This window comes from Gelidibacter maritimus, from assembly GCF_014062315.1.
In the GTDB taxonomy this organism is placed as follows: domain Bacteria; phylum Bacteroidota; class Bacteroidia; order Flavobacteriales; family Flavobacteriaceae; genus Gelidibacter; species Gelidibacter maritimus.
Map to the genome: position 1 here is coordinate 1 of NZ_JACGLT010000011.1, position 12409 is coordinate 12409.

The following is a 12409-nucleotide window of genomic DNA, read 5'->3' on the forward strand; positions in this document are numbered from 1 at the left end:
CACGATTCACTACCTTTAGGATCAAGGTTTAATGTAATACTCAATATTATGAAAAAAAAACGACACCCTCATTGAAAGGGCCTGTATTTCCGTTCCAGAGTTTGCAAAACTCTACCAAAAATTAAAGCGTTCCGTTGAGCTGGCCGGCAAGAGCCAGAGTACCCTTACCAACTATGCGCGCTGCCTGGCGCACCTTGCCCTCCATTTTAACTGTAGTCCACTTGCCCTGGATGAAGAACAGATCTTGGACTATCTACACGTTTTAAAGTCGCAGCACAAGACGCCATCCGACAGTTTTTTCAAGCACACCGTCTACGGGCTTCGCTATGCCTATCGCCTCTTTGGGATGAACGAGATGCGTGTGGTTCTTCCTTCCATTGAACGTCCCAAGACACTCCCGGTGGTATTGAACCAAAGAGAGATAAAACAACTGTTGAAGACCCCTAAACTGCTCAAGCACCGCTTGGTCCTGGCCATGCTCTATGGCTGTGGACTTCGCAATTTTGAACTGTGCAACCTACAGCGCAAGGACTTGGATTTTGATAGGATGATGCTGCACGTGCGCCAGGGGAAAGGGCGCAAGGATCGTTATGTTCCCCTGTCCAAAATGCAGGTCCGCGGCCTACAGAGATACTTCCTGGCAGAAAACCCGGATACGTGGTGTTTTACGGGCAATGACAAATCAGGCAGACCGAGCCGGATCTCTTCCCAGGGCGTTCAGTGGATCGTCCGCGAGGCTCGCAGGCACAGTGGCATCCAAAAGGAGATCACCGCCCATATCCTGCGGCACAGCTATGCCACCCACTTGCTGGAAATGGGTCTGGACATTATGAGCGTAAAGGATCTTTTGGGACATGCAGATATCCAGACCACCCTTATCTACCTCCATGTGGCACAATCGGGCAGGCAAAGGCCGTTCAGTCCGCTGGACAGGCTTTATGGCCAATAGGGATGTCCAAGCCTGTCCATGAAGTAGCCCATATCCTGGAGCGAAACAGGGAGCACCTTGCCGCTCATTGTGCCAATAGCTGGCAAGAACGTACCCTGCACGCGTTGCGCAAATGTCGGACCTCGGCCTTGGGCGGTCACATCGATCGTTGTGAGAATCCAACCTGCGGTAGGTTGCACCTTAGTTATAACAGTTGTCGCAACCGTCACTGTCCGAAGTGCCAGGGCCATAAAAAAGAGGAATGGATCCGCGCCAGGGAGGCAGATCTGTTGAAGGTTCCCTACTTCCATGTAGTGTTTACCATACCTGCGGAGCTGAACCGGTTATGTCTGTACGAACCAAAGTTGGCGTACGGTCTTCTGTTCAAAACAGCTTGGGGCATTATCCGGGATTTTGGTGGCAATCCCAAGTTTTTGGGCGGCCGGATGGGAATGGTCGCCATCCTGCACACTTGGGGGCAGAACCTTTCGCTGCACCCGCACCTGCACTGTATAGTTCCCGGGGGTGGCATTGCCAGATCGGGCAAATGGAAACCTGCCAAGAGTAAGGGAAAGTATCTGTTCCCTGTAAAGGCAATGAGTAAGGTCTTCAGGGCTCGATTTGTGGCCGGATTGCGTAAAGCGCTGGGGAAGCAACAACCTCCCTCTTTTTACCAAAGCCTGTTCCAACATCATTGGGTGGTCTATTGCAAGCGTCCGTTCTTGGGGCCTTCACAGGTAGTGGAATACTTGGGCCGCTATACCCATAAGATTGCCATCAGTAACCATCGGATAAAAGGTCTGGAAGGCGGAAACGTACGGTTCATGGTAAAGGATTATCGGCACGGGGGCAAGAAATCTGTGCTTGCGCTGCCCGATGCCGAATTCATCAGGCGCTTCGCACTACATGTCCTGCCCAAGGGATTTACACGGATCAGGCATTATGGTATTTTGAGCAGTTATTACAAAAGAACTGTGATCCCGCAGCTCCAGAAAGACCTGGGAATGCCAAAGCTTGGGGAGACAGGGCCATTGATGCACCGAAAATGTCCAATATGCAAAAAGGGAAACCTTGTTACCGTTGCAACTTTTACCGCCCGTGGACCACCAGGGCACTGGCTGGAGCAGATCAATAATCAAATAAAACGACCTATATAAAAAAAAGCGCAAGTCACGCGCAACAGGATATCTATGGTCAAAAATGAAGGAAACTGAGTGAAAAACGTTGAAAAGAAGCGAAGAGGAACTGCAAAACCAATCTTGCACTTCTAATCTTCAATAATAAAGCAAGCAAATACTCCCAAACAAAAAAATCAACTATTAAAAACCCATCTTAAATCCAATCAATCCCCATAGTAGGCAAACCGACCAACACCGGTTCAGTCAACACGGCATTCATGTTGGGTCGTACCGACCACACGAATGCTTAGTTATTGTAACACGTTTTATTTAATCTTTTTATATGTCTGTTCGTAATCTTCTTGATTATCTATTAATTCATTTTTGGAGTTTAAGAAGAGGACAAAACTCCCCATTGATGTTTTATAGTCATTTATAGTGTCTTTATTTATCCAATGTTGTGAGCCAAAATATCGAAAGAATATAGCACTATCCTTAGCAATTGTAAACTTGCCTTTTTCGATAATAGTGTCGTTTTTATAATTTTTAAAAGTGCGTTTCCATATATTATTTTCATAAAAATGAATTTCACTATAAAAGTTGGGATTGTCCATTACCCAAGTACCTTCTAAATTAGACTTGGCATTTTCTGCCTTATACAAAATCGGTAATTCTATATATTTTGTACTATCATTTGTAAAATAGTATTGTGTCCCCATTCCATTGTCAAAACCTAAAACCCCATAATTTTTATTAAAAATCACAGGTCCCATTCCATCCATTATTCCTGGGTCAGAATTATATATATCAAAATCAATTGTTTTTGGATATCTATCAGATTCTATTTTTTCAAATTCCAGAGGTCCAGCCATGAGGCGGTCAGAATGCTTTAAATATCTAAAACTTTTATTTTTTGTTGAGTCTGTTTTATTTGTGTAATCATAAATTACCACACTATCCCTCTCTCGGATTGTTAATTCGTAATCAGCACTATAAACCAAAGTTCTAAAATCAAAAATTCTTAAATACCTGTTTTCAGTCTGTTTTGGTTCTTTTATCTTAGAATCAGAACAGCTAAATATTATTAAAATCAGAAATAGGTTTATTGTGTTTTTCAAAATTTTAAATAAAGGTTAAATTTAGAATAATTTTCTTCCATTAAAATTTAACTCACTCGCTTAATAAAGGAATGAATTTATTTATGTGGGGGAATGTGTTACAACGTTTAGTATATGAAAAGTAGGCGATTTCGAAGCACGCAACTTTCGGTTAAGCACAAACTTTGATACGAGCCACAAACCTTGAGTTTATTACTGTTTCGCCTATTTTTTATATACATTGTTGCCAGTAGTCTTTAGTCCGTTGTTTGTTCGGTTTCTTCTTCAGATTCTTCCTCTTCATCAAAAATTTCCGAAATCTTATTTAGCATTTCCTCTAAATTATCTTTTTCGTCATCCAATAGATTCCCAAAATCCGTATCGTCAATTGTGTTATTTTCTAACAATTGTTTTATCATTTCAGTATAAGTGAAATCAACTGGTACTGTTCCCTGCTGTATTTTCACAGTAATATCGTTGTTGTCTTCTTTATTAAATAGTAATTTCATTATTCCGTAAATTTTTTCAGATTATATTTCTTGACCCTTTTTTTGATTGAAGATTTTCCTCCGTCCGTAATTGAAGCAATTAAGTCAACAACACTCGTTCCATCTATTTCTCCCTCTAAAGGACTTGACTTGATTATAAGTTTGTTGTTTTCATTTTTGCACAGAATGACATTTTGTGCGTCTGCGAGCATTGGAATGGTAGCATTGTGAGACACTAAAATTATTTGTTTCTTGCTTTTGATTTTTTTTACTGCGTTGACCAAACCTTTATTAATGTAATCTGTTGCTAAATTATCTTCAGGTTGGTCAATTATTATTGGCGCACTATCTTTATCGTAACCTAAAATAATGTCTAGAATAACAGATGTTTTCCAGCCTGGACTTAACCTCTCAAATTCACGACCATCGTTGGTAATAATTTTATATTTCTTTTTATTTAACTCTTCAAAGCTGTTATAGATTTTACTTTCGAAATCATCATAATCGTGAACTTTGGGTTGTTGTTTTTTAAAATTAGTTTCAAAAAGTAATTCTGGTGTAATACTGTCAAAATCTGTGATTTTGGTTTTTAAATAATGATTTACAACCTCGACAAATTTTGTGGTATTCAGTACAAAATCATTTTCAATAAATAATTTATGACCCATTGATTCAATTTCTTCTGAATCAAATTTTAATGCAAAACTTGATATTGAGTTGATAGTTCTATGAAATTGTCTATATGCTCTGACATATTTCTTTAATGTCTCAAGAAGTTTATTAAAATTTTGTCTTTTCGTTTGTTCTTCTGAATTTGAATGTTTTAATGCTTGATTGTATGACTCTTTATTTAGCTCTAATAATTGTCTTACTTTTTTTTCTTTATTTGAAATTTCTAAAACAACATCTAATTCATTTTTTAAATTCTCTATTAAACTAGAATCGTGATTGATGAATGGATAATTGGACAAAAATGTTTCCAGAGAATTCAGAGATAATATATAATTGTCATAAGTTCCTTTTGAAAAACGTAGTTTTTCATTTTCGATTTCAGTTGGTTGTAAATTATCGTAAATATTAGTTTCTAAGTTAGACCTAGTTAATAACCTTGAAAGGATTGGAATGGTTAATAAAGTTTGGCTTTCTTCTTCTAAAATCTTGACACATCTAATTAATTCTTCAATGTTTTTTTTAAATTCTCTTAAACCATTATTGATATTTAATTTTATTTCATCATCTCCGGGAAAAACTCTTTTAATGATGTCAATATTTTCGATTTTGTCCTTACTGATATTATTAACAACACCCATTATATAATTTTGAGAAAGATAATGGGGCATCATTCCTGAAGGGTTTACAATCGTAATTTTGTCAATATCGTATTGGTTATAAATAGATTCCTCTGTATTTTTATTTAGACATTTGACAATAGAATCAACAAGGAGAGTTTTTCCACTTGAGGAACCGCCAATTATTACATTTAAACCTGACGTCAATTCAATGTCTATTTCAATGTTATCTTTTTTATGAGAAACGGACTGTATATTTTCTGAATAGAATTTTGGTTTAGTAGGAGAATAGACAAGTCTTGATTGTTCGGATAATGACAGCCTTAAACCGCTAAATGTTGGTTCTGCTAACATCCAAGTAGGATTAAATGGATTTTTGTCTTTTCCATTTGGGTATGTAATTGGCGTATAATTATCACTACAAGTAATTAGATTTACAAATTCGTTAATACCTAATTTCTTAAAATATTCTTGAGTTCTTTCAAGACCATTGTCGCCTCTTGCAGTAAAACCTTCGAAGTGATTATAGTAAACATTCCTTTCTAGTGTTCCATCAAGTCGTGTATCTCTTGGAATTGAAGTGTTAAACGTAGCGTGGGATTGTCCTCCGTGAGGAAGAAGCATAAATTCATAAGAATCGAACTTATTGATAATATCTTGAATTGATGGAATTTGAGGGTCATCCTTTCTCACAATTTTATCAGGATATAATTCGTCAAGCTTTGTGTTTATATCATCTAAAATTTCGTCTGTAATAACTTTTATGTCAAAATAGATGTGACAATGATATGCTGGACAACCATCATAATTCCTGATATGAAGCTCGACACCAAGAATTATATTAAGGTTTAAAGCAATTGCCTTTTGATAGGCATTTTTGTTGACCATATTATGGTCAGTAAGAGAGATTAAAAATTCTGAATTCCCATTGAAGTCGTGTATTTTTTTAACCAATAACTCAATATCGTAATCATTATTGACTTCATTTGGATTTTCAGAAGTATGTATATGTGTATCTAGGTAAATTGGCTTCACGATATTTTTTTTAGATTACTGGCAACGTTTAGTGTATGAGCAGTGGCGTGGGATATCACGGACAATTGCAAACAGGTACTTACCATTGGAAATTCCGAAGGAATTTCCAAGTAAGCGAGGACAAGCCATTGCTTATACACATTGTTCTACACCGTTTTTTATCCGCTGTTATTCATTTTAAACGTTCTCAAACATTGGATTAATATAGCCATATTTTTCTTTAATTCATCCGTCTGTGATGCAGAAGCCGTCAAATTAAAAAAAACTCCTTTTGTTTCACTTTCCAAAACGAAACTTACGGTTTCAATTTCGCCATAAGTTTCTGTATTCGATTTGGTGTGCAGAAAATATGCTTCTTCATTAAGTAAATTAGTTTTACCAGTTTCGATAACTTTCGCGTCCCAATTAGTTTCAAGTAATTCAAGATAGTAATCAAATTCAGATTCCAAATCTTTCCTGTCTCCGAAACTCTTAATTTTTTGAATTGAAAGAATATCAACAAATCCATCTTTGTCAGGATTTGAAACTGCATCTATTCCAAAAAGGATATTTTTGTTTTCGTAATCTTCTACTGTCCATTCCCAATTAATCGGAATAGAGATTGAAAAATCGCCATTTGGATATTCAATTTTTTGTTTAGTAACTTTTACTGAATAATTGGCGTAATTATCCAATGTGTTTTGTCGATTTGAGCAGGAAGCTGTCAAAATCAATAATGTTAATGCTATGAGGAATGTTTTTTTCAAATGGTGTAGAACTTGTATATAGGAGCATCAAACCTACCTATTAAATTCCAAAAAAGGGGGGATAGGCGTACTTTTTGGTGCTTTTATATTCGAATATAATCTATATTCCCATCTCATCAAACGGATTCTTAATGTTTTTTAAACTACTCTGACTGACATGGGTGTAGATCATTGTGGTTTTAGGACTGTTGTGACCTAAAATGTCCTGAATGTATCGGAGATCGGTGCCGCTTTCCAATAAATGGGTCGCATAGCTGTGTCTTAGCGTATGTAAGGTCACATGCTTCTTAATAGATGTAGCTTTAACCGCCGTACGTAAAATCTTTCGGCAACTTTCTTGAGAATAGGCCCGACCTTCATTCCCCTCAAATAAGTAAATCTTTGGTTTGTATAGCGTGTAATAGTGCCTAAGTAAAGCCAAGGTTTTTTCGCTGAGGGGTACAAATCGGTCTTTTGCGCCTTTGGCATGTTTAATATGGATAAAACCACGTTTACTGTCTATGGCATCCATTTTCAAGGCTAAAGCTTCACCAATCCGTAAGCCGCAGGCATAAACCAAACTTAAAATGGTCTTGTGCTTTACATTCTTTATATTGGTGAGTAGCGTCCGTACTTCATCTTGCGAGAGAATCTCAGGTAAGCGCCTATCCTTTATTGGGCGCTCAATGCTGCTGATATCCAATTGGAAGTTGCTGTGATGGTTGTAAAACAATTTTATGGCACTTATGACTTGGTTTTGAAATGTCCTGCTGTACCCATTGTTTAGAATATAATCTTGATTGAATAAAATGATATCCTCTTTGGTAATTTCCTGAATGCCTTTTTGCGGGTAAAACCTGAAAAATATGCGCAACACACCTACATAATTTTCTATGGTGTTTGGGCTGTATCGCTTCTGTAATAGATAAATCTCAAAACTTTTGAGCGCATCATAATGGAATTTATTAAGCTTTCCGAGTGGTGATCGTTTCGTTTTTATAACCGGTTGCACTGGCAATTGAGACCTGGAATGCAAAGCACTGTAGTTTACATAATGATTTTGCTTCCGTAAATAATCGAATAATTTACCTTTGTTTTCAGAAGTATATCTTAGATAAAAAACATTATGGGTTTTACTCCATTTCACCCCTTCTAAGGCTTTGATATACCTTTTTAAATCTTCACAGTAATCAAAGTGAATTGCAATTTGATGAACATTTTTATGAACAAGCGGAGAAAGAGTAATTGTTTGCATATCGGAAGACTAAAATATCAATTTAAATATAATACAAAACTTCCATTTGAGCTAACTTGCAGGTTGTTAAATGTTTATAGGTGTGCAGTTGATTGTTTTTTAAATAGTCTTGGTAATTATTATAATAACGAATTAAGAAGCCTATTAGGTCAAAATACGCCTTTTCATGAAGATTTTATAGGTTAATAAAATTGGAACACCTGATCTAATAAAGTTACTATACTCTCCTGATTGGCACGAATCAATTCATTCCTGGCACTTACCATATCCTTTGGTTGTTTGTCTTGTGAAAGCTTGAATTTACCTTCCCAATGAGTGATGTCAATTTCAAAACCTCTGACATAGCTAATAAACTGTGCCATTCTGGGATTATCCAATTCTAAGGTATAGTTATGTTCAGGGGCTTCTAAAAACGATGTCATGTCAATCATCGATTGCTTGATGGCCAGAGGATCAATGATTTCTTTGACCGTGCCCTTGAGATGAACCATAATGTAGTTCCAGGTGGGCAATTGTGTGGTACTGTAAATACTTGGCGAAATATAACATTGTGGACCTGAAAATATAACGGTAACATCATTCTCGTCTTTTAGCAATTCTGCTTGCGGATTGTTTTTGTCCAAATGTCCAATCAGTTTTCCTTCAGAATAGATTAAGGGTAAATGCGAAACCAAGGGTTGGTTCTCTCTGACCGAAATGAGCGTCGCCAACGGATAGGTCTTGATAACTTCAATCATATGCTCATGATTGTCGTCTTGATGATGTTGTGGTGGGTAGTTCGTCATATATATAATTCCCGCGAAAGCGGAAATTTCTTGAATTTAAAAATAGTGTTTTGAATGGCGCCGCCAATTTAAGTAATTAAGTGATTCCTATAAAGTCCTCAAATCTACTGACGAAACAGTCGAAAACAATAGGAAGAAGCTTTATTTGATTTTTTTCAACGGATTTTGCGATTTCTGTCCATGTTTTTAAAGCTTCATAACCCACTACCCACTACCGTCTCACCACTCACCACTCAAACCCCAAACTGTCTCAAGTGATGGTCCAAATGTTTGTATTGCATGCGTCCCCATTGATCAGTACTAAAACTCCCAAAATAAGGATGTTTTGGCCAATGCATGTTTAAAGCTTTACTTTGGAATTCATTGATGGTCACTTTCAATAGTTCTCTTTCCATTTCGAAAACCTGTGGCTCGGTGATCTTAAAATCTTTGGGTGTGGTAATGTTCTCCGGCCATGGCTTATCGTTGTACATGATGGGCTTATACATCCTAAATATCATTCTTTTTAAAAACCCCACATTTTCCACTAACTCCATTTTTCCGCTGGCCACCAATAATGGCATTTGACAATGCTTGACCATTTGGGCTACATCCATCTTGCCCCAAATAGGCGTTGAGTTTTCCGTCAACCGATCAATCCGAAGCAATACTTGCTGATGTACTTTTTGGTCAAATAGCGTTTGCATCCAGCTACTATTAAAGTGTTGGTCCTGAAATTTACAAATTTTATCTTTTCTTTGATAATTATTGCCTATTTTTTCTAACCAAATGAAAGAACAATTACTTCAAGCCATACTAATTTTATAGCCATTTAAAATTATTTGTGACCATGTCAGAAAAACAAACTTCATTTTCCATAAAGAATTGGTCGCAAGACGATCAGCCTCGTGAGAAATTAAGAGATAAAGGAAAGGCAGCCTTAAGTGATGCCGAATTGGTAGCTATCCTAATTGGTTCTGGAAGCAGGAACGAAAGTGCTGTAGAACTGTGCAAACGTATCTTGGCAAGTACCAATAATAATTTAAGTGCCCTGGGGAAATTGTCAATTAAGCAACTGACAGCATTTAAGGGAATTGGTGAGGCAAAGGCCATTACTATCATAGCGGCTTTAGAATTAGGAAGACGACGTAGGGGAGAAGAGGCGCTTCAACATCATAAAATCCATTCCAGCCAATCAGTTTTTGAGCTCATGCAGCCGATTATTGGCGAATTGGGTCACGAGGAATTCTGGATCGTCTATCTAAACAACTCCAACAAAGTGCTCCAAAAAAATCAACTGAGCAAAGGCGGTATCACCGGAACATTGGTCGATGTCAGATTGGCTCTTAAAACAGCACTTGAAGTTGGGGCCGTAGGAATAATTCTGGCACATAACCATCCATCTGGGACATTAAAACCAAGTGAAGCCGACAAACAAATCACAAAAAAATTGAAAAATGCAGGAGAAAGTCTCGACATTAAGGTTTTGGATCATTTGATCATTACCGAAAATGCCTATTTTAGTTTTGCTGATGAAGGGATACTTTAGAATCTGGAAGTGGAAAGTTCTATGACCAATACCTGCCGCCTGACCACAAAATTTGGGATGGCATAAATCTGCAAACAGAATATATCGTACCATGAATATGCAGCAAATAGCCATTTTGGAATTTGGAATTTGTAATTTTGAAGTTTACAACAGTCAATGCTATTAGTTTACACCCATAAAATTACCCCAAGGTTAACTTATGCTTTTAAGCATATCAGTTTGCGTATCTTAAATGTTCCGGTGAGCTTTACAACTACCGTTGAAGAGTTTATTGCGCATGACAGCATGAAAATTTCCTACACCAAACAGCCATTGAGTAGTGAACTCTTTATAAGAAGCCATGAGCTTTTGTTTGAACAGGGCCTATCTGATTTAGAAATCCACGTTCAGGATTGGGATGCTACAAAATGCTTTTTTTCCACATCAGATAAAAGTAGCGTACCTTTTGATATTTTTGCAGCTACTTTTTATTTGCTAAGCCGATATGAGGAATACCTACCACATGTGAAGGATGAATATGGACGGTTTTTGGCCACCGAAAGCTTGGCGTTCAATGAAGGCTTTCTGCATCAACCCGTTGTGGACATCTGGGCCTATAAATTTAAAGCCATTTTGCAGACGCAGTTTCCAGATTTTGAGTTTCCAACAAAAAAGTACAGCATACAACCGGTCATTGACGTACCCGTAGCCTACTACTTTAAGGAAAAAGGCCTATTAAGAACCTTTGGAGGTGCCATAAACGATTTGTTTCGGTTAAAATTTAAACAGTTTTACAGACGTTTTCAAGCCCTGGCTGGTTTTAAACGCGATCCGTACGACACCTTTAAATGGATCATCACCAAACAAAAACAAATTCCAAATAAGTTTATGGTGTTTTTTTTGATTGGCGAATATTCTACCTATGACAAAAATATCAACATCAACAAGAAACGATTTGTATCGCTTATTAAATATGTGGCCGATTACTGTAAGGTCGGATTAAAAGTATCGTTTCTAGCCCTGGACGATAAGGAAATGCTCAAACAGGAAAAACGTACCATGGAAGCTACCACCAACCACCCCTTGGAAGCTTCACGGCATTCATTCTCCAAACTAAATTTGCCCGAATCTTATAGAAATCTGATCGAACTGGAAATTAAACAGGACTTTACAATGGGATATATCAACCACATGGGCTTTAGGGCTGGTACCTGCACGCCGTTCCAGTTTTATGACCTGGATTACGAGGTTCAAACACCATTGCAGATTAATCCTTTTCATTGTGTGGACTATGCCTTGTTAAAACGCCACTCCTTATTGGATAAAAAAGAAGACTTGATGCGTATCATTAGAGAAGTGAAAAATGTAAATGGAACTTTCGTGCCTGTTTTTCATAATTATTCATTTAGCGATTTGGACCGCTGGAAAGGCTTCAGAGAATTATTTAGAATGGTATTAGCATCAGAACATGAAGATTGAATCTATTAAACACGTTTTTTTTGATTTGGACCATACGCTTTGGGATTTTGATAAAAATTCGGCGTTGACTTTCGATAAAATTTTCAAGAAACATAAAGTCGAAATTGGATTGAATGATTTTCTGGAGGTTTATGAACCTGTCAATTTACGATATTGGAAACGGTATAGAAACGACGAAATTGATAAGATAGAGTTGAGGTACGGTAGATTGCGAGATACATTTAGTGAGATAGGCTTTGTGGTAGATGAAATTTTGATCCAAAATCTTGCCACGGATTATATAGCGCATTTGTCCAGCTTTAATCATCTTTTTGAAGGTACACTTGAGCTGTTGCAGTACTTACAGCCCAAATATCAATTGCACATCATCACCAATGGGTTTGAGGAACCACAGTTAAAAAAAATGAATGCATCTGCAATTACATCTTATTTTAAAACCATTACCAATGCAGAAATAGCGGGTTTTAAAAAGCCGAATCCTATTATTTTTGATTTTGCACTCAATATTGCGAAAGCTCATCCAAAAGAAAGCATCATGATTGGCGATAATTATGAAGCGGATATTTTGGGGGCGCTTAACGTTGGTTTTGATGCTATATTTTTCAATTATAGAAACGACCAAATAGAAGCTAACATTAAACAGGTAAAGCATTTATCACAGCTTAAGAGCTATTTGTAAATTAACAGAGCTTCTATATATAGT

At 37.2% G+C, this 12409-nt stretch carries 12 protein-coding genes; 5 read left to right on the forward strand and 7 right to left on the reverse strand.

The features are described from left to right. The first annotated feature begins 85 nt into the window (after window positions 1-85). On the forward strand, window positions 86-949 hold the full coding sequence (locus H3Z82_RS13260) for a tyrosine-type recombinase/integrase (RefSeq protein WP_317172424.1): 864 nt from the start codon (window positions 86-88) through the stop codon (window positions 947-949). A 2-nt stretch (window positions 950-951) separates the two neighbouring features. Then, window positions 952-2085 (forward strand): IS91 family transposase, encoded by a 1134-nt coding sequence (locus H3Z82_RS13265; protein ID WP_182202983.1) that lies wholly within the window; start codon window positions 952-954, stop codon window positions 2083-2085. Between the two features lie 287 nt (window positions 2086-2372). On the opposite strand, the gene H3Z82_RS13270 is transcribed toward H3Z82_RS13265, so the two are convergent. From H3Z82_RS13270 to H3Z82_RS13300, 7 genes are all read right to left on the reverse strand, one after another. After that, a complete protein-coding gene (locus H3Z82_RS13270; protein ID WP_182205997.1) occupies window positions 2373-3164 on the reverse strand; it encodes a hypothetical protein in 792 nt (263 codons plus the stop codon). A 236-nt stretch (window positions 3165-3400) separates the two neighbouring features. Further along, complete coding sequence (locus H3Z82_RS13275; protein ID WP_182205998.1) at window positions 3401-3652, reverse strand: hypothetical protein; 252 nt, start codon at window positions 3650-3652, stop codon at window positions 3401-3403. Then, the gene (locus H3Z82_RS13280; RefSeq protein ID WP_182205999.1) at window positions 3652-5955 is read right to left on the reverse strand and encodes an ATPase; all 2304 of its coding nucleotides are present in this window, start codon (window positions 5953-5955) and stop codon (window positions 3652-3654) included. The genes H3Z82_RS13275 and H3Z82_RS13280 overlap by 1 nt, the downstream gene beginning before the upstream one ends. A 158-nt stretch (window positions 5956-6113) precedes the next feature. Then, window positions 6114-6701 (reverse strand): hypothetical protein, encoded by a 588-nt coding sequence (locus tag H3Z82_RS13285; protein ID WP_182206000.1) that lies wholly within the window; start codon window positions 6699-6701, stop codon window positions 6114-6116. Between the two features lie 100 nt (window positions 6702-6801). Beyond that, on the reverse strand, window positions 6802-7935 hold the full coding sequence (locus H3Z82_RS13290) for a tyrosine-type recombinase/integrase (RefSeq protein ID WP_182206001.1): 1134 nt from the start codon (window positions 7933-7935) through the stop codon (window positions 6802-6804). 182 nt (window positions 7936-8117) lie between these two features. After that, window positions 8118-8720, reverse strand: coding sequence for an FMN-binding negative transcriptional regulator (locus H3Z82_RS13295; RefSeq protein WP_182206002.1), 603 nt, complete (start codon window positions 8718-8720; stop codon window positions 8118-8120). Window positions 8721-8953: 233 nt separating this feature from the next. After that, a complete protein-coding gene (locus H3Z82_RS13300) occupies window positions 8954-9406 on the reverse strand; it encodes a DUF1569 domain-containing protein (protein ID WP_182206003.1) in 453 nt (150 codons plus the stop codon). 143 nt (window positions 9407-9549) lie between these two features. Between H3Z82_RS13300 and radC the strand changes: the two genes are divergently transcribed. The 3 genes from radC to H3Z82_RS13315 all read left to right on the forward strand — a co-directional run bounded on the left by radC (window position 9550) and on the right by H3Z82_RS13315 (window position 12385). Further along, window positions 9550-10248, forward strand: a complete 699-nt coding sequence (gene radC / locus H3Z82_RS13305; protein WP_182206004.1) for a RadC family protein — start codon at window positions 9550-9552, stop codon at window positions 10246-10248. 156 nt (window positions 10249-10404) lie between these two features. Then, window positions 10405-11706, forward strand: coding sequence for a polysaccharide deacetylase family protein (locus H3Z82_RS13310; protein WP_182206005.1), 1302 nt, complete (start codon window positions 10405-10407; stop codon window positions 11704-11706). Further along, window positions 11696-12385, forward strand: a complete 690-nt coding sequence (locus H3Z82_RS13315) for a YjjG family noncanonical pyrimidine nucleotidase (protein WP_182206006.1) — start codon at window positions 11696-11698, stop codon at window positions 12383-12385. Before H3Z82_RS13310 ends, H3Z82_RS13315 begins: the two co-directional genes overlap by 11 nt. Window positions 12386-12409: the final 24 nt, after the last annotated feature.

Coding starts and splice junctions, on each gene's coding strand:
- H3Z82_RS13265 (WP_182202983.1), top strand. CDS start 952: ATGTCCAAGCCTGTCCATGAAGTAGCCCATATCCTGGAGCGAAACAGG.
- H3Z82_RS13275 (WP_182205998.1), bottom strand. CDS start 3,652: ATGAAATTACTATTTAATAAAGAAGACAACAACGATATTACTGTGAAA.
- H3Z82_RS13290 (WP_182206001.1), bottom strand. CDS start 7,935: ATGCAAACAATTACTCTTTCTCCGCTTGTTCATAAAAATGTTCATCAA.
- H3Z82_RS13295 (WP_182206002.1), bottom strand. CDS start 8,720: ATGACGAACTACCCACCACAACATCATCAAGACGACAATCATGAGCAT.
- H3Z82_RS13300 (WP_182206003.1), bottom strand. CDS start 9,406: ATGCAAACGCTATTTGACCAAAAAGTACATCAGCAAGTATTGCTTCGG.
- radC (WP_182206004.1), top strand. CDS start 9,550: ATGTCAGAAAAACAAACTTCATTTTCCATAAAGAATTGGTCGCAAGAC.
- H3Z82_RS13310 (WP_182206005.1), top strand. CDS start 10,405: ATGCTATTAGTTTACACCCATAAAATTACCCCAAGGTTAACTTATGCT.
- H3Z82_RS13315 (WP_182206006.1), top strand. CDS start 11,696: ATGAAGATTGAATCTATTAAACACGTTTTTTTTGATTTGGACCATACG.